This is a genomic window from Kribbella sp. NPDC104218 (assembly GCF_055584105.1).
The window spans coordinates 14,199-33,400 of the sequence record NZ_JBVJMQ010000002.1; the positions used below are offsets into that span (position 1 = coordinate 14,199).

At 68.2% G+C, this 19,202-nt stretch carries 6 protein-coding genes and 1 pseudogene; 1 reads left to right on the forward strand and 6 read right to left on the reverse strand.

The features are described from left to right. Nucleotides 1-503: 503 nt before the first annotated feature. The 3 genes and pseudogenes from ACZ6ZD_RS16220 to ACZ6ZD_RS16230 all read right to left on the reverse strand — a co-directional run. Nucleotides 504-1,634 (reverse strand): annotated as a pseudogene (locus tag ACZ6ZD_RS16220) (alpha-(1->3)-arabinofuranosyltransferase domain-containing protein); the annotation flags it as partial. 101 nt (nt 1,635-1,735) lie between these two features. Next, nucleotides 1,736-7,138, reverse strand: a complete 5,403-nt coding sequence (locus ACZ6ZD_RS16225; protein ID WP_465672749.1) for a LamG-like jellyroll fold domain-containing protein — start codon at nt 7,136-7,138, stop codon at nt 1,736-1,738. A 48-nt stretch (nt 7,139-7,186) separates the two neighbouring features. Then, nucleotides 7,187-14,053: an RHS repeat-associated core domain-containing protein gene (locus tag ACZ6ZD_RS16230; RefSeq protein WP_465672751.1), complete on the reverse strand. Its 6,867-nt coding sequence runs from the start codon at nt 14,051-14,053 to the stop codon at nt 7,187-7,189. Between the two features lie 210 nt (nt 14,054-14,263). On the opposite strand from ACZ6ZD_RS16230, the gene ACZ6ZD_RS16235 reads away from it, so the two are divergent. Then, a complete protein-coding gene (locus ACZ6ZD_RS16235; RefSeq protein WP_465672753.1) occupies nt 14,264-15,487 on the forward strand; it encodes an MATE family efflux transporter in 1,224 nt (407 codons plus the stop codon). A gap of 22 nt (nt 15,488-15,509) precedes the next feature. Here ACZ6ZD_RS16235 and ACZ6ZD_RS16240 read toward each other — a convergent pair whose 3' ends face one another. Genes ACZ6ZD_RS16240 through ACZ6ZD_RS16250 form a run of 3 tightly spaced genes read right to left on the reverse strand, consistent with a single transcriptional unit; the run spans nt 15,510 to nt 19,105 of the window. Then, entirely contained in the window at nt 15,510-16,418 is a 909-nt protein-coding gene (locus tag ACZ6ZD_RS16240; RefSeq protein WP_465672755.1) for an ABC transporter permease, read from the reverse strand. Between the two features lie 3 nt (nt 16,419-16,421). Then, nucleotides 16,422-17,345, reverse strand: coding sequence for a carbohydrate ABC transporter permease (locus tag ACZ6ZD_RS16245; RefSeq protein ID WP_465672757.1), 924 nt, complete (start codon nt 17,343-17,345; stop codon nt 16,422-16,424). Nucleotides 17,346-17,350: 5 nt separating this feature from the next. Next, nucleotides 17,351-19,105, reverse strand: a complete 1,755-nt coding sequence (locus ACZ6ZD_RS16250) for an extracellular solute-binding protein (RefSeq protein ID WP_465672759.1) — start codon at nt 19,103-19,105, stop codon at nt 17,351-17,353. Nucleotides 19,106-19,202: the final 97 nt, after the last annotated feature.

A 19,202-nucleotide genomic window follows, 5' to 3' on the forward strand; every position in this document is an offset into this window, starting at 1 on the left:
GCGTTCGGCCGCCAGAGGTTGACGCCGTGCACTGGGGTGACCGACACGTTGCCGAAGCCGGCCTTGCTCAGCGTGGCCTCCACCGGTACGAAACCGCCGCTGGCCAGGATGTCGAGTTTGTGTCGGCCAGCAGCCAGGACGACCGGACCGGCCTCGCAGCTGGTGAACGTCATCAGGTCCGAGTTGCTTGCGAGCACTTGGGTCTTGAGCGTGACGCCGTCCACGCGCACCACCGGTCCAGCACCACAGGCCGCACCGGCACGGTTGTGGGCGTCGGCCGACCGCACAGCGCCGCGCAGCTCGTACGACGCGGTCTGCGGCAGATCCACACTGCGTAGCAGCCCGGACTGCTCGTCCGCGTCGCTCCGGAACAGCAGCGCGCTCGGCTGACGGTCACTGGCCGACCCGTCGACCTGAATCAACGGCAGCTCGCTCAGCCCACCGACTGCGTCCGTACTGATGACCGCCTCCCGGTCACCGCCCAGCGCGGACAGCACTGCCGGTACGTCGTTCGCCGTCCCCCGGACTTCGACCAGCCGGGACTCCGGGATCAGCCGAGCCAGGTTCGCCGGGCCGACGTCGTAGATATCGCTCCGCGGGAAGCTGGCCACTCGCTTCAGACCGGTCTCGGTCAGCGTCTCGTGGACGGCGACCGGCGCCAGTGCGGTCAGATCGCTGCGGACGACGACGTACCGGACACCCGCATTGACCAGCGTCTGCCGGAGCGCCTCGTCACCGACCCCGGAGGCGAGGTGGCTCGCCAGCTCGTCGTCCACCCACTGCGGCCGCGCAGCGGGGACTTCGAGCACGTTGCCGGGCATGTCCTGGCGGTCGATCCACGAGCGCCAATGCGCGGTGACTGCGTCGTAGGTCTCACCGCCGGATTTGGCGAGGGCGACGTCCCGGTCCGCGGGCGTGCCGTAGTGCGTGACAAGCAGCAGCGGGACGAGCCACCAGACCGAGACCGCAGCCACGCACCCGAGCCAGCCGACCGCCACCTTGAGCGTCCAGCGGTCCCAGCGCCGAGTGAGCAGCCAGGCCGCCGGCAGCACCAGAGTCAACGCCGCTGTCACGGGCTCCGCGCCACCGATCAGCGCGAACGCCACCGCGGACCAGCCGACACGCCACCACCCAGAGCGGGCCCGCGGCGTCACCAACGGCAGAAGCACCCACGGAGCCATCGCCAGCGGCCACACCTGCACGGAGGTGATCGACATCGCCCCGATGAGCAGCGGGCTGAGGCCGTACAGCAATGCGACCGCGAAGCGCGTCAGTGGGACGCCGTACCGCAGGGCGTTCGCCAGCTTCCAGACGCCGAGAAAAGCCACGCAGAGCACGACCGACCACCAGAGTCGTTGACCGACCCACTCCGGCATCGACAGCGCCCGCGTCAGCCACTGGAACGGACCGATCGGCCACAGGTACCCGAACGCCTGACTCTGCAGATGTCCCAGCGCACTACTCGGATCCCAGAGGTGCAGCGCCCCGCGCAACACCGTCCCCGGGTCGTCCAGCCGACCACCGGTCGCGACCGGCCCCGGCATCCGCTGAAAACAGAGGGCCGTCAGCAACAAGCAGCCCAGCACGAGCCTCGCTCGCCAGACCACCTGCTCGGACGTTCCTGCCTTCAGCACACGCGGACCCTAACGGATTCAGCAGCCCCGATCGCTGGGCGTGGCCATAGTGATATCGAACTCCCAGCACCTGAGGCGCTGGGAGTTCGATTCCGTCGCGGCTAGAGCTGGATCTTCGGCGGGAACACCGTGGCCGCGTCGGCGATCGTCTGCGCGATCGCCTCGTGGTAGCCGCCGTTGGCCAGCCCGTCGGTCAGGAACTCCGGCCGGACGCGGTTCGGCGCGGATTCGTCGGCGACCGCCGGAGCGATGTCGACGACGTGATTGGCGCCGTAGTTGGTGAAGTTCGCCAGCAGGTCCGCGTTCAGCTCCCGGCGGCGCTGCTCGCGCGGGTCCTCAGGGGCCAGCCCGAGCGGTGGGATCGTGGTCACCACGATCCGCACGGAGTTGCCGTCCGGCCGTCGCAGATGCCGGGGGCTGGTCGGACTGGAGGTGTGCATGAGTCTGGTCAGCGACTGCCGGACGCCACCGACATCCATCCCGGTCAACAGGTCGTTCGCCCCGAGACTCACCACGACCGTCCGCAGGTTCGGTTCGGCCTGCACGGTCCGTTCGAGGTATCGCGGCGCGGTGAAGGCCGTCGGTGCGGCGATCCCGGTCGGCTTGCCGGGCAGGAACGCGCGGTTGACGTCGAAGTGGTCGGCCGCCGCCTGATACGCACGGACGTCGGACACCGACCCCCGCAGGTCACGCCCGATGACGAAGCGTTTGGTCGCACCGGTCACGGTGGCCACCGGGGCCGAGGCTTCCCAGGTGTTGTTGATCCACAGCGACGCCGACTTACCGGCGGCGTTGTAGCTGATCACCAGATGGGTCCAGGTGTCCTTGACTGCCGGCCGGGCGGAGACCACCGAGACGAACGGGCCGCCGACCACGTCCGCCGCCGGCAGGTTGTAGGCCCAGCGCGGGTTCGCGCCGCCGGTGTACCAGACCTTGAAACCGAAGTTGTTGTTCCCTTCCGCGTCGATGACGGACTGGTTGACCGCATCGCCGGTGACCTTCACCCACAGTGACACCGTGTAGCTCGAGTCGGTGAGGAATGGCGGACGTGGCTCAGTGGCCGCTCTACCTGTTCCGTCGAACGCCAGCGAGCCGCCTCGCTCGGAGCTCCACGTGGCGCCACCAGCCAGAGTCAGTGGGCTGCTGCCCGCGGTGTCGCGCGCAGTGGTCCCGCTCCCGTCAGCCAGCGACCACAAGCCACTCGGCAGCACACCTGTCTGTGAGGCGTTGACCAAACCACCAACCAGCGGCGCTCCGCCATCGGCCAACTTTCCTGACAGCTGATCGACCCAGGTCTTCCCGTCTGGTCCCGCCGGAGGCACTGCGGTCAGCTGATCGCCTAGTACGGCGACAGTCCCGTCCACCCGGTCGTCGGTCGAGACCAGGACGCCGGCCAGGTGCGTAGGCCCGTCCAGCAGCGTCGCAAACGGCGTACCGGTCGTGTCGGCGGTGGCGTTGCCGTTGGCCAGCAGCGTCGGCTCGTTCACCCGGTTGGCGCTCTGGTGCACCGGCGTCTGCCGTACTGCGTTCGGCAGGTAGAGGCTCACCGCAAGACTTCCACCAGCCGGATAGGCCACCGGATCGCTCAGGGCCTCACCGCCGGCGGGCAGCGTGACGCCTGCGTTCCCACCGAACGCCAGCGTGGTCGGTGCGCCGGTCAGCGCCGCTCCGGTCCCGGACTGGACGCCGATGCTCGCCGCGCCGATGGTGACCGGCAGATTGGTGTACGGGTTCGCGACCCGAATCCGGACCATGCCGCCGGTGACCTTCGGGCGAACCACGGTGCGCACCGTCTGGTTGGCGAAGTTGACGCCGCCCGGGGTCGGCTTGGCCGCATCCGCAGGAGCACTCCACGCGCCAAGCCAGCCGGCAGCGACCGGACGAGGCGCCATCGCCAACACGTGCAGGGCCGGCGAACAGCCACCGGGCAACATGTTGGTCCCGTAGTTCGGGAGCGTGATCGACTTGACGGTCCTGGTCGGATCGGTGGGAACCGACAGCACGGTCAACCGCGGTGCCTGATCCGGGGCCGGGGTGCCGTTCAGGTTCCAGTACGGCAGGACGGCGGTGGCCGCGGCCGTGTCCTGGAAGATCCAGTCGGTCAGCCCGGGCACCCGGGAGTCCTGCGGGCCACCCCCGTCGGCGTAGTTGATGGTCGCCGTCCCCGCCGGGATGTTCCCGCAGGTGGCGGCAGCGAGCAGACTGATTGCCGTCGCCTTGACCTGCTGAGCGGCCGGGAACGGGATGGTCTGCCCGATCGCGATCACGTTGTCGGCCCCGTCGGCGCGGGGCTCGGGCATTGTGAACGTCGCGCCGTTCACCCGCACCGTGGCACCCGGACCGTAGCCGGCCGCAGCCAGGCTCTGCGCCGACAGCGAGGCACGCGACAGATCGATATCCGCCTTCGTGCCATCGGGCGCGATCCCGTCGTTGTTCATCGCGGCCCCGAAATCCGCGGCGGTGACCTTGTTGACCGGAATCGCCGTGATGTAGTCGACCAGTGCCTTGTAGCCGGCGGACGCCGCGTTCTTGCCGGTGACCTTGATCGTCAGCTTGTGCTCGCCCGCGGTCAGATGCACACCACCGAGCGGCTGGTACACCGGGAGGCTGCTCCCCGGCGCGTAGCTGTCCCAGGGCGCCTCCCGGGTGCCCTGCAGCGGCTTGCCGTCGACAGAGATCTCCAGCAAGCCGCCCTCCGGCCCACGGGCCAGCCCGGCACCGAGCGCGTAGTCCGCCTCCACCCGCGTCCGGAAACTCAGGTCGAACGACTTGTTCGGCTCGGTGGCCAGGAAGCCCAGCGACTGCCCGCGCGAGTACGCCGGGCCGCCCGCGCCCCGGGTGATCGTCTCGATCGGTACCGGGGCCTGGGTGGGCGGCTGGCTGACCGTGACCATCGCTGGATCCTCGGCCTCGGACCGTGTGGTCTGGCTGAGGGTCAGATAGTCGATCTGCGCCGTGTACCGGTCGGCGAGCGACTTCGGATTGGTCCCCACCATCTTGATGGTCAGCAGGTGGTTGCCCTTGGCGATCCGGTGCGCGCCGAGGTTGTGCCGAACCGCCTGCCAGCTGATGTTGTACCCGTCGTACTCCAGCATCGGATCGCCGATTCGCCGGCCGTCCAGCTCGAAGATCATCTTGCCGATGTCGGTGGACTGGCTCATCCCCAGCGACAGATTCCAGTCCGCGTCGACGGCGGTGTCGAAGGCCAGCGACACGGACTGGCCCGGGGCATTGCCGAGGAACCGGATCGCCTTGTTGCCCGACCATCCGACCGTGTCGTGAGTGTGCTGGGTGATCGGCCGGTCCTGACCGGCCGGCTGGGAGGTGACCAGGTTCTCCGCCTCGAGCCGATACGCCGAGTGCACGACCTGCGGCGCGACGTAGAAGGTGTACGCCGCGGACTCCGGTGACAGGTTGTGCGCGTCGTCGAAGCTCTGCACGTGCACGGTGTGGAAACCGGGCGACAGCGTCGACGGGATCGGGATCACGTTCGGCGCGTTCTCACTGTGCGGGATCCAGCCGCCGTTCAGGCCGAACGTACGGTTGTAGGCGCAGCTGGTCGGCCCCGGCCGGGTCGCGGTCCCCGAGCCGTTGAAGGTGTAGGTGTAACCGACGATGTTCGTCGCGCCGGAGGCGTTGACCACGAGATTGCCCGGGGCGCCGTACGGCGTTCCCCAGTAGCCCTTCGGGTAGTCCGCACTCGGCTCGACGGTCGGCGCGACCGCTGGTCCCCTCGATCTGGCGGTGAAGTGGAACCAGTCGCTGAAACCGGCGTTCATGTTGTGCGGATGACCCGGATTGTTGTCGACGTACACCCGGAACTTGTAGTCGCCGTTGCCGAGGTCGCTGCCCTCCCGCCAGCCGCCCTCGGTCCCGGAGCCGACCCGCGTCCCGCCGCCGCTGCCGACGTCGCGGTCGTCCGCGGTCCGGATGTAGAACCAGAGCGCCGGGTTCAGCGGCGGATCGTTGTTGTCGGTCGCCTTGGCGAAGAACGCCGGCCGCGCCTCCGGGGTGATGATCTTCCCGTCGCAGTTCACCGCGCCCGAGACCCGCAGGTCGTACGCCTTGTTCGGCGGGTAGGCGAACTCGACCTCGAGGACGGGGTTGTTGTCGAAGACCTTCCACTGCAGGTCGTTGTTCTCGTCCGGCGCGATCAGCCCGAAGTTGAGCCAGCTCCAGCGATTGTCGATCGCCTCCTCGATGAAGTTCCCGGGATCGAACTTGACCGCCCGGCCGCCGCCGCAGTCGACCTGGGCGTTGGACCACTGGGTGTTCAGGTACCGCGATGCCGGCCCACCCCAGCGGGTGCCGGAGTTGAAGTCACCGGCCGCCCAGAGCTGCGTGGGCTCGGGGTTCTCGCAGTTGTGCGAGGAATGCAGCTGACCGACGATGTACGCCTTGCTGAAGATCTTCGGCTTGGTGCCGTTGTCCCGGATCCTCAGGTCGCCGGTGTAGACGCTGAAGTACGATCGCGCGGTCCACGTCCCGCCGCAGGCCCGATCCCGGTTGTAGCAGCGACCGACCCGGACCGGGTCCGGCGTCCGCCACTTCGGCGTCCAATCGGATCTGGTGGTGACCTCGGTCCAGTTCTCGCGGTTCCGGGCGAAGTGCGGGTCGATGTAGAGCGGGTACTTCACGTCCGGGCCGGTCAGTGCCGCCGCGTCCGGGGTCAGCAGCATCTCGACCGACGGCGCGCCGACGCTCGCCGCGGCCTTCGCCGTCGTCCGGATCTCGACGACCTCGGCCCCGCCCGCCGTCGCGGCGGTCGGCTTCGGCCCCACCTTCGGGTCGGACGCCGAGTCCCACATCCGCGCCGCCGAACTGACGAACACCTCCTTGCCACCCGCGCCGGTCGCCGTCACCCGGCCGTCCTTGCCGACCTCGAGCGCGAGATTCTGCGCCGTCACGGTCAGCTTGAGCGCCGCCAGCGCCGGGTTCTTCGCCGCCGTCGCGTCCCGCACGACCAGCGTCTGGATGTAGGTGTCCGCCTCGGCGATCAGCTTCAGATCGACCCCCGGCAAGACCTCGCCGTACGTCGCCGTGTTCCCCGCGAGCGTCGGCTTCGGCAACTTGCCGGGCCATCGGACCGTCAGCGACCCCTTGCCCTCGGCAACCGAAACCATCGGGACGTCGCCGCCGCCGGAGAACGCCATCTCGACCGCGGCCGCCACCGGCGCCACTGTCCCGTCGGCTCCGAGCTGCAGCGTCGTGTCGATCCCCCGCCACTTCCCGTCCTGCTGCACCCGCACCGGGCGCGCGTTGGACCGCAGCGTGAAGGTGCCGCTCGGGTTGGCCAGCACCTCCGACGTCTGCGTGTTCTTCTCCTGGACCTGCACCGGCTTCCCGCTCTCGCGGGCCAGCCGCACCGCCGCCGCCTCGGTCACAGCCCCGGCCGCCGCCGCAGTCACCGGAGCGGTCGGCTTCGCGACCGCCACCGTGGGCGTCAGAACCCCCGCCACCAAGGCCGCGACCAAGCCGGTCGCGGCCGTTCCTCTTCCGCCCACTTCTGCTTCCGTCCTACTGGAGTTGGTAGTTCACCCGGCTGCTGGGACTCAGCTGACCCGATGCCGCCGCAACCGCACCGGCCGCCGCCGCCTGCACCCCGGTACCAGCTGGTGATGCGGCCGCCGCCGCTGGACCAGCCCGCCCGGACGCACCACCCAGAACGTCGCGTAGTGCGAGTTCGTGTAGTAGTACGAGCCGTCGTTGCCGATCACGAGTCGTTCCTGGGTTCCGCTCTGCCTGGCCTCGGCTTTGGTCAGCACGTATCCCTCCTTGTAGCTGATCAGGTTGCCCTCGGCATCACGGGTCCGGAGGAACATGCCGTTCTCCCGCCCGTCGTTGCTGAACGGTCCACCGCCGCCGAGCCCGGCCGTCGGATTCCCGCCGTTCGCGATCCGGGCGTTGACGACGTTCGTCACGTACTCGGGGACCGGCCCCTCGTTGAACTCGGTCGCGCGAACCGCGGGCGGCGGTCTGTAGTCCGACCGCCGCGGGCACATGTTGTGCACGAGGGTGGCGTCCCGGCCGACCAGCACGTAGTAGGTGTGGACGCCCTGGACGGACAGGTTGTAGACCGTCGCCTCGCGCTGAGTGTGGTGCCGCAGGCCGGTGATCCGGACCGAACGTCCGCTCGGCGTCCGCAGCGCGTCGTCCGGCCCGAGCTCGTCGGCGCGCTTCCATTGCCCGGCGGACTGGCTGTAGAAGGGATGGTTGGCAGTGGTCGTGACCGTGGCGCCGTCCTTCGTGACGAGGTCGATCACCAGGTCCTGGTGCGCGGGGACCAGCGTTGCCTCGCGGGGACCGGTCACGCCGGTCTCCGGATCGGTGGCGAGGACCTGATCGCCGTCCTTGATCCGCTCGATGGGTTTGGTGCTGCCGTCGGCCATGACGACTTCGGTACCGCCGGTGAAGCTGCACTGAACGCTGTCGAGACGGTCGCTGACCTCCCGATTGGCCTTGGTCCGCGTGCCGGTGGCTTTCCGCAGGACGCTGCCGCGTCCGGCGCCGGCGCCGCCGGAGAAGGCGTCGTCGAGCGCGCCGCTGAGGAACTGAACCCGGAGGGCCTCCTTGAGGATGAAGTTGCGGACCGGGGTACTACACGTCACGCCGTCGGTGCGGCAATGCGTGAGCATCGCGTTCCACGACTGCTCGATGTTCCAGTCGTCGCCCATCCCGGTCGAGATGTCGCCGTGCGCGGCTCTGATCTGCGGGATGTAGATGTCGGCGGCGAGCGGGCTCCACGGGAGCTCGAAGATGCCGTTCAGGTACGCCGTACCGGTGGCGTCGACGATCATCGAGAAGTTGCCGCCGTAGTCGATCCGGCCGGGCCGGCCCGGGCCCAGGTCGGTCGCCTTCGGCGGTGGCGGGGCGCTGCCACCGGGCTCCAGCATGCCACCGCCCATACCGCCGCCCATTCCACCACCACCGCCGCCACCGCCGCCGCCCATCCCCATGCCGCTGAAGCCGGGGTGAAGGCCGCTCGGGTCGTTCAGCGTCGTGGGGTTGTTGTTGGCGTAGGTGTAGGCGGCCCACTGCTGCGGGGCGCCCGGATCGAGGACCGGATCGACAGAGATGAAGCGTCCGGTGGACGGGTCGTACTTTCGCGCACCGATGTCGGTGAGGCCGGTGGCCTCGTTGTGGGGCATGTTCAGGAAGCCATGCTTGTCGGGCCAGACGCCCTGACCGGCCAGCTGGTTGCCGTACGGGTCCAGCTCCCGCCGAGCAGTCGTGAAGCCGGACGAGGTGTGCTGCAGGGCGACCTGGTTGGTGCCGTGCTGGTCGGCCTGCAGGTACTGCGGACTGGCGCTTCCGGTCCGGACTGCGACGTTGGCGCCGTTGTGCGTGTAGTACCGGGTGCCGGTGAGTGAGCGGTTCTTGGTGTCGTAGACGAGCTCCTCACCCGGCAGGTAGAGCGTGGTCTTGTCGGGCTCGTGCCGCATCAGCTGCTTCTTGTCGCCGTCGTAGACGTACGACGTCGTACCAGCCGGTGCGGTGACCGAGGCGAGCGTGCCGTCCAGGTTCCAGGCGAGCGTCTGCTTGCCGCCAGGGATGTCCCGGGTCGTCGTGCTGCCGTTGGCGTCGTACACGTACGAAGCGGTGGCAGTGCCTGTCGGCGCAGTGGTCTTCGCGCTGAGCAGAGTGTGCGGACGGATCTTCCCCTCGCCCGAGACCGCGTTGGTGTAGTCCGTGACCGTGTCGGCGACTCCGGCGGTCAGAGAGTGCTTGACCTGCTGTCGCCGCAGTCCGGACGCCTCGTGCGTCCAGCTGGTCCAGTACGGCGTGGGTCCGCCGACGGTGTCCTTCGTAACTCCGGCGACGCAGCCGTCGGTCGCCGTCCAGGCCTCCGACAGCCGGTTCAGCTCGTCGTAGTCGAAGCACTGCGTGCGCACCGGCGCGTTGTTACCGGCGTCGCCCTGGGTGTTGACCAGACGCTTCAGGTTGCCCGCCGGGTCGTAGCTGTACTTCAGGTCGTCGACCTGCGGGAACGCCTGCTGCGCGGAGAGATTCGCTTGCGTGACGAGGCGCGTCTGCCGGTCCCGGTCGTAGGTCAGCCAGCTGCTGGCGTCATTGACTCCCAGTGCGATCTGGGAGGTCTCGCCGTACGGCGTGTAGACGGTGTCGGAGACGTACTCGCTGTACCCCCGCATGGTCTCGGGCTGGCCGTACCTGTCGTACTCCATCGTGAGCGTCTCCGCCGGCAGTCCGCCGACAGCCGGCTTGGTGACGCTGCGGAGCAAGCCGGTGCTGGTGTAGGACATCTGCGAGTCGTACGTCGCCGGGAACCCGGCCTCGGCGCTGGGCAGAGCGATCGTCTGCTCGGCCGGATTGCCCTGGCTGTCGTAGCGGCCGACGCCGATCCGGTAGGCGCCCTTCGGGGTGTACCGGGTCGTACTGGCGAGCTTGCCCAGCCCGTTGTCCGCCGTGTCGTAGGTCCACGAAGCGGTCCGGTTGGCGTCGGTCTTGACGGTGCCCTTGTACTCCGCGGCCTTCCGGCCCAGCACGTCGTACGAGTACGAGAGCACCTGCCCCTTGGCGTCCGTGCTGGTCAGCACTTCACCGGCCAGGTTGAGGGTCTTGCTGAGTGTCCCCGAGTCCGGGTCCGTCGAGCTGATCTGCCGGCCCATGAAGTCGTAGGCGTAGGACCACGTGTTGCCGGTGCTGTCCTTCATCGACGCCAGCTGGCCCAGGGCGTTGGTCTGGTACGTCGTGGTCTGCGCGTCGCCACCGGACACCTTGGTGCCGAACTTCGTCGCGGTCAGCGTCGGCGGTGCGGTGTACGTCGTCAGCGCCTTGCTCTGACCCCAGACGTCCACGACGGCCGTACTCGGTACGCCGCCCTCCGGCGGGATGACCGTGGTCCGGTCACCGCCGTGGATGAACTTGGTCTCCTTGGTCGCCGTGATGCCCTTGTACGCGACAGCCTTCAGGTTCCGGCCGGAGCCGTCGTAGGTCGTCAGGGTGCGATCGTCGACCGATGCACCCGAGACCGCGATCAGCTTGGCGTCCGGCTTGCCCTCGGTGACATAACGGTTGTTGGACAGCACCTCCCAGCCGTGGGAGTCACGGAAGACGTCCTTGACGATCCGCCGCTGCACGCCGGCCGGGTTGGACAGGTCGTCCGTCTGGACCTGCCGGAGCTGACCGAGGCCGTCGTACAGCTCGACCTTGGTGAGCTGGTTCAGCTGGTGTCCGTTGTCCACCGCGGTCCTGGTGGTGACGGCGAGCGGCTGGTCGACGCTCTGCCGGTACTCGTAGGCCACGCTCGGGAACGCGTCCGACTTGGCTCGGCCCGGCAGCCACACCGACACCAATCGGCCCAGCGCGTCGTGCTCCGCCTCGGTACGACGGCCGGTCGCGTCGGTGGACATCACCACCGAACCACGGCCCGGGTCGCGCACCGTGACGCTGGCCTGATTCTTCGGGTTGGTGGTGGTCACCGTCGACACCAGCGGCTTGTCGACCGGGCCGTAGGCGGTACGGGTGGTCCGGCCGGCTGCGTCGACAGTCGTGGTGACACGCCCGCGCGCGTCGTACGCGGTGGTGCCTGTGGTCTCGAACGACAGCACACCGCCGGCGTTCGCCGTGGCCGTCTTGACGGCCGTCGCCAGACCGGCGCCCGGCAGCGCACCCAGCGAGGTGGAGTTGTCGTAGAAGGTCTGGGTGGCGCCGACGATCGGAGCCGGCGCACCTCCGGTGTCCGGGCACGCGGCCTTCGAGGTAGTGGTCTGCGCGACCCGGTCACGGATCCACGAGGTGGCGTTATCGGCGTACTGCGTCGACTCGCACATCGTGTCGGTAGCGTCACCGGTGCGAGTGGTCGCCACTGGCCGGCCGAGGGCGTCGTACCGGTGGGTGACGCTGGTCTTGAGGACCTCACCGGTCGCCGTCGGCGTCCGGGTGCGGGTGCGGCCGGTCACGAGGATGTCGGCGGTCAGCGGCGCCAGGCCGGCGCCGCGGATCCGGGTCGCGGTGGTGGCCTCGACCCTCAGGTCGGTGAGCTCGGTGGAGATCAGCTCGGCCGTGTCGCCGTTGAAGGTCTGCACCTCGTGCGCCTGGCCGGCGAACTGGTTCGGGTCGGCCACGCTCTCCTTGAGCGAGTTCTCGAACGCCTTGCCCATGCCCCGGAAGTAGGTGCTGCGGGTCAGCGTGGACCTGTCCTTGCTGCCGTCCACCGGGTGGGCGTTCTGCGGGTCGCCGCTGCGTACCTCGACCTGGGCGTAGCCGCGGAACTGGCCGTACGTGCGGTGCTTGGCCTCGACCAGCTCGTTGTCGTCGAAGTGCCAGGCCGGCGTCCCCAGGTACTTGTACTCCGTGATCTGGGTCGGCGCGATCGCATTGCGCTCCTGCACCTCGACCTTCGCCACCAGGTACTTGTGGAAGTAGTCCTTGACCGGCTCGGGGTTGTGGTAGCCCAGGTCCCAGTTGACCGGGTAGCAGCGCCGGGTGTTGTTCGGGAGGTCGGCCGGGACGTCGGTCTCGGTGCAGTCCGCACCGGTGTAGCGGACGTGGACGATCGATCCGGTGTCGGTGGCGATGTCGGTCAGCCGCCAGTGCGGCATCTTGGAGTTGTTGTCCTGGCCGACGCGGTTGGCGTACAGCTGGCTGGTGAACTCGACCGGCGGCAGCGACTGCGACTTGCCGTCCTTGTGGCCAGTCCGCTGCACCTTGTCGAGCCGGAGCTGCGGGTCGCCGATCGACGGGAACGCCTGGCTGAGGTCGTAGGTGTCGACCTTCACCGGGCCGCTGCCGGCGTCGTAGTAGGTGGTGATGGTGGACAGCCGCTTGGTCGACCAGTACGTCGGGGAGTGGTTGTTGCAGACGGCGTCCTTCTTGCACTCCTGGTCGATCGGGACGTCCGGCCAGCGGATGGAGTTCTCGACCTTGAAGTCCTCGGGATTGCACTTGAAGTCGGCGGTCGGCGTGCACCGCTCGGTGAGACCGAACACGACCTGTCCGGTCGGCTTCTGCCCGTAGATGCTGCCGTTCACGGTCCGCAGGCCGTAGTCGATCCGCCGCAGGGTCCCGCCGCGGGTGTACTCGTACCCGGTGGTCTCCTTGTGGCCGCCGTAGTAGTTGGTCTCCGGCGTGTAGTAGTAGGCCTCGGTGTTGCCCTGCGGGTCCTCGACGAAGTCCAGGTTCCAGCGGTAGATCTGGTCACAGGCCGACTTGGCCAGGACCGCGTCGTAGCAGCGGTCGCTCGATTTCGCGCCGTACACACGCGTCTTCCAGGCCGAGTTGGTCAGCTCCTGATTCGTGTGCCCGGCGCCTTTGTTCCGGCCGAAGTAGTACTTCACGCCGTCGGTCTTGGTGACCTCCCAGTACTCGCCGTTCGCGCCTCGGTCACCGGCGCCGACCAGCTGGATCCGGGTGCCGTTCTCGGTCTCGCCGTGCCAGCCCTTGTCCTTCTCGTAGACCAGCGGCATCGACTCGCCGCCGAGCTGCATCGTGACGATGTCACCGGCCCAGCACTGGTCACCGGTCTTGCGCTCTTCCGGCAGGCCCTCGATCGAGGCGCAGCTGCGGAAGACGCGCTCGATGAATCCTGGGGTGTAGTCCCAGCCCTGGCCGATCCAGGACGGCTGCGCGTTGGTCGCCGCCGTCCGTCCGTCGACGCTGCCCGAGCTGTAGGTGAGCGAGATCGCCGGGCCGGACGCCTCCCCGTTGCCCACCGGCGGGACAGCGATCGGGTAGGACCAGTTGAACGAACCGGAGTTGCCCGCCACCGACCAGGACCCCGACGGCGCCAGTGAGCTCGCCGTGAACGTCCCGTTCGATCCGGATTCGGCCGCGACCACAGCCAGCACCGTGCCGGACTTCGCGCCGAGCGGCGCGTCGGCCGAGACCGTCTGCGTCCTGGTGTCGTTGTGCGAGCGCAGCCGGGTCTGCACCTGGCAGGCCCGTACGGCCGGTGTGGTCAGCGCACACGCGGGCAGTTGCACGAGCTGCGCCCGCGGACCGAAACCGCCGCCCAGCGCATCCTGAAACGACTTGTACTCGACGGCCACCGTCGCAGCCCCTGCGGCGCCCTTCGTCGGGGCGACCGACAGCAGTACGCCGGCCACTCCGGCCTTACGCGCCATCGCTTGGTCGGCGACGGTGATCCGCACGGACTCGGTGCCGGCCTTGGCAGTGACCGACACAGGTAGGCCGCCGGTCTTGGCGAGCCCGGTCCGCCGTACGCCGGTCAGCGCCAGCTCGCTCTGGCCCGCAGCCGGCCACGTGGTGAACGGCCGCGCCTCTCCACCCGCCGGGTTCGTCGGCGGCTTCACCTGCGCAAGTGGCGCATCGGTGTGCGCCACCACCTTCTCTTCCGGAGCTACTGGACGTTTGGAGGTCGCCGACGATGCCGGCGAAGCGATTCCCACCAGAAGTCCCGCGGCCAGGACCGCGGACAAGCCGAAATTGAGCACGCGCATAGGCAGACTCCCCAGAGGTGACCGGCAAGTGCCGGAGAGGAAAAGCTGGCGGCAGAACAAGGCGCAACGGACGGACCCAGCCGTCGTTTCGGGGCGGTGGCGAAATCCTCTCAACTGCCCTGGCCACGGCGAAGCGTTGAAACCCCCACCAAAATCCTGCTACGGAGCGTCAACGGATCGCTACGATTCCGCGGTGTAGATTGATCGGCGATGAAATCCGTGACGGAGCCGAGACTCAGCTTCCTCCGCAGCGCCACCGTTGTCGCGGTGGGGATGGCGGTCATGAATGTGGCCGCATACGGCTTCACGTTGCTCGGGACGCACCGGCTGGCACCGGAGCAGTTCGGTGCGATCACGGCGCTGCTGGGGCTGCTGCTGATCGGTAACGTCGCCTCTCTTGGTCTTCAGGCCACGGGTGCCCGGCGGCTGGCTACCAACGCGGGCGACGGGTCGCTGGCGTACGCGATGCTGCTGGCCGGACGGCGTACCGCTGCGGGCCTCACCGTGGTGTGTGTGCTCGCGACGCCGCTGTTCATGTGGCTGCTGCACATCGACTCGGTCGTCGCCGTCATTCTGCTCGCGCCGACACTTGCTGGGCTCACTCTGATGGGCTCTCAGCTCGGAGTCCTGCAGGGCAGCCAGCGATGGACGGAACTGGCGGCGGTGTACACATCGGTCGGGCTGGGCCGGCTGGTGCTCGGCGGCGGCGCACTGCTCATTCACCCATCGCTCGACGCGGCCATGATCGGTCTGGCACTCGGTGCGGCCGTTCCGGCCGTACTGGGGAGCTTCTTCCTGCGCGGCACCACCGGCGGCTCGTCTGACCAGGTGAAGGATGTGCTGCGGGAGACCGCGCACGGAACGCACACGCTGCTCGCGTTCTTCGCGGTCGCGAACGCCGACGTCCTGCTGGCCCGCAGTCTGTTCGACGGCCAGCACAGCGGCTACTACGCCGCCGGAGTGATCGTCGCGAAGGCCTGTCTGTTCCTCCCCCAGTTCGTCATCGTCATCGTCTTCCCCTCCCTGGCCGGCTCCCCCGGCGACACCGCCAAACTCCGCCGCGCCGTCCTGGCCGTCGCCGGGCTCGGCGTCTGTACCGTCCTCGGCACGCTCGTCCTACCCGACCTGGTCGTCGCCGTCATCGGCGGCGCCGACAAGTACGCCCCACTCGGCCCCTTCACCTGGCTGTTCGCCATCGCCGGTTCGGCGTACGCCGTCCTCCAGATGGTCGTCTACGCGGCCATCGCCCAGCAGGAGAAGCGCGCCGCCCTCCTCATCTGGGCCGGCCTAGCCGTCCTCACCCTCACCGCAATCCTCTTCCAGCAGTCCGGCCTCACCGGAGTAAAAACCCTGGTCGCGATCACAAGCGCCTGCGCGCTTCTGCTCTCGGCAGCCTTGGCAGCCGGTCTGCGCCGAACTGGAGGCGATTCGTGAGACCGGCCACGCTCTTAGTCCGTCACCAGAGGCTGGACTTGGCGAAGCGGCGGGCGACGGCGTTCGCGAGGACGAGCAGCGCAAGGCCGACGACTGAGCGGAAGAGGCCGATCGCGGCCGCGTAGCTGAACTGCGGGACCTGGGAAGCGAAGCCGAGTTTGTAGACGTAGGTGTCGAGGACTTCGGAGGTCTGCAGGTTCAGGGTGTTCTGGAGGAGCAGGACCTTCTCGAAACCGACGGACATGATCGAGCCGATGTTCAGGATCAGCAGGATGACGGCGACCGGGCGGATGGCCGGCAGGTCGATGTGCCAGATCCGGCGCAACCGGGAGGCGCCGTCCACGATCGCGGCCTCGTGCAGCTCCGGTGAGACGCTGGTCAGCGCGGCCAGGTAGATGATCGCGGAGAAGCCCATCGTCTGCCAGGCGCCCGACCAGACGTAGAGGTGCCGGAAGTAGTCCGGGTTGCTCAGGACGTCGATCGGCCCGATGCCGAGCAGCGCGAGGAACTGGTTCAGGACGCCGCTGTTCGGGTCGACGATGACCACGATCAGACCGACCACGACGACCGTCGAGATGAAGTGCGGCGCGTAGGTGATCAGCTGCACCGACCGCCGGTACCAGCGCCGGCGGGCCATGTTCAGCCCGAGCGCGAGCAGGATCGGCAGCCAGAACGTCGCGAGCAGCTCGTAGACGTGCAGGATCAGCGTGTTCTTCAGCAGCCGCCAGAACTGGTAGGACTCGACGAACCGCTCGAAGTGTTTGAAGCCGACCCAGCGGCTGCCGAGGATGCCGTCGACGACGTTGTAGTCCTTGAACGCGATGATCGCGCCGTACATCGGCCAGTAGGCGAAGATCGCCAGCCAGACCAGCGGGACGGCGAGCATCGCGTAGAGCTGCCAGTTCCGTGCAATGCGAGTACGCAGCTCCATTTATCAGCCCTTCAACGAGCCGACCATGGCCCCCTTGACGAAGTGCTTCTGCACGAAGGGGTAGATCAGCAGTGGCGGAACGGTCGCGATCACGATCAGCGAGAACTTCAGCTGCTCCTGCAGCTCCTTCATCCGGATCAGCTCCGCGGTGTCGCGGACCTGGGAGGGGTCGAACTGGTTCTGGATCAGGATTTGGCGGAGCACCAGCTGGAGTGGGAACAGATGCTCGTTGGTCAGGTAGATCAGCGCGCTGAACCACGAGTTCCACTGCGCGACGGCGTAGAACAGCATGTTCACCGCGATGATCGGTTTGCTCAGCGGCAGCACGATCCGCCAGAAGAAGCCGAAGTCGGTACAGCCGTCGACCTTCGCGGCCTCGACCAGCTCCTCGGGGATCGTGGACTGGAAGAACGTCCGGGTGATGATCATGTTCCAGACCGCGAGCGCGGCCGGCAGCACGATCGCCCAGCGCGAGTTCAGCAGCCCGAGCCGATCGACCACCAGGTACGTCGGGATCAGGCCGCCGGAGAACATCATCGTGAACACGAACAGCGCCATGATCAGGCCCTTGCCCGGCAGCCCCTTGCGGGACAGCGGGTACGCCGCCAGCAGGGTCAGCGCGGTCGCGAGCAGCGCGCCGCCGACGGCGTACAGGATCGAGTTCGAGAAGCCGCTGACGATCGAGTCGTAGTCGAAGATGGCCTTGAAGGCCTCGACGCTCAAGCCGACCGGCCACAGCCAGACCTTGCCCGAGACGACGTTCTTCGGATCGCTCAGCGACGCGCTGACGACGTACACCAGCGGGTAGAGCACGGCCAGCGTGAACAGGCCGAGCGCGGTGTAGTTGCAGATCATCACGATCCGGTCGGAGCGGGTCTCCCGGACCGGAGCCGGCGTCCCCGGCGGACTGCTGGTGGCGGTGGCCATGCGCATCACCCCTGGTAGGTCTCGTAGGCGGCCTGCTGGATCTCGAGGTAGGGCTGCAACCCGATCTGGTTGATCCGGTCCTTGTACTCGTTCCACTGCCCGTCGTCGTTCGGGTCGAGCCGCCCGGTGACGAACTTGGCCATCGCGCCGGTCACCTCGGTCTTCAGGTTCAGCCCGATCTCGGCGTCCAGCGCGGCCTGGTCGGCCTCCAGCGTCACCGGCGGGAACTGCTCCTCCAGCGGCTGCCGGTACGGGTACAGCGCGTCCCGGGTCTGCTCGTACAACGGCGACTCGAAGGTCGGCTTCTTCGGGTCGACCCGCTCGGACAGCCGGAAGTCGCCCGATCGGTACATGACGCCGTACTGGTCCCAGGTCTTGCCCTTGGTCTCGTCGGTGTTCCACGACTCCATGCCGTAGAGGGACTGTTTGCCGTTGATGCCCTTGTCGCCCTTGACCGACCAGCGGAAGTCCGGCCCGGCGTACGAGCGCAGGATCACTTCGAGGTCGAGCTGGAAATCGGCCCAGCGGGTCAGCAGGTCGGGCCGTCTGCACTTGCGGGTGACGACGAGCGTCGACACCTCGAGGCCGACCTTCAGGTAGTCCCACGGCGCGACCTGGACGCCGTTCGGTCCCTTCAGCGGCTGCATCGTCGCGTACTCGTGCCAGCGCGCCTTCGGATCGACGAGGTCCAGTGTCATCAGCGTGCCCCAGTAGTAGACCCGCGCGCCGCCGAGGATCGGGCCGGCCGGGTTGTCGCCGTACCGTTTGATCTGGTCCTCGTTCGCGGTGAAGATGTCCTTCGCGAGCAAGCCGTCGGCGTACAGGCCGCGCAGGTATCGGAGCCCCTCGCGCCACTCGTCCTGGACGTAGTTCGCCCGGACCTTGCCGTCCTCGACGGCCAGCCACGGCTCACCGGCGTTGTAGAGGAACGAGTTCATGAAGAAGGTGTCCAGCGGCGCGTCCTTGTAGCCGCCGAACGGGATCGTCTTCCCGCCACCGGCCAGATCGGCCTTCTTGAACGCGGTCAGCACCTCGCGGAACTCGTCGGTCGTGGTCGGCATCGCGAGCCCGACCTTGCGCAGCCACTCGGTGTTCAGCAACGCACGGCCGTTCGAGGCGCGGCAGTGGTAGCAGTCGTTCAGGTCGGGGAAGCTGTAGATGCCCCTGTCCGGCGACACCATCAGCTTGCGCGCCTGCGGGTAGTCCTTCATCAGCTGCCGCAGGTTCGGCGCGTACCGCTCGAGGTACGGATTCAGGTCGACGAAGAGGTTCTGCGCGCCGTACAGGTAGAGCTGGGAGCGGGTGAAGGTGATGCCGAGGAAGGCGTCCGGGATGTCGCCCGCGGCCATCATCGCGTTGACCTTCGTCATCGTCTCGGCGTCGTTACCCTTGCCGGCCACCTGCCGCCACTGGATCCGGATGCCGGTCTGCTGCTCCATCCAGCGGGTGAACTCGTTCTTGGCCCAGTCGCCGACCACCAGGCTCTGCGGGACCACCACCGTGAACGTGACCGGTTCGGTGACGATCGTCTGCTGCCGGCGCGCCTTCGGCCCGATGTAGCCGGGCGGATAGTTGACGCCGCTCTTCAGCGGTCCGAGCTCGGCCACCGGCTGGGTCAGGCTCTCCGGCGCCGCCCCGGCCTCGGCGGCGTTCGAGCCGCAGCCGCTCAGCAACCCGGTCCCGCCAACCGCGGCCGCCCCGGCCGCACCCGCGAGGAAGGTCCGCCGTCGTACCGATCCTGGTCCGGTCTGTGCGCGCATCCCGCCTCCCGATATCCGATAGGATCTCTGATCAGTTGGAGGCGAGGATGGCAGATAACGTTTCAGCGCGGAAGAGGTAGGATCACTCAGCGCGGTT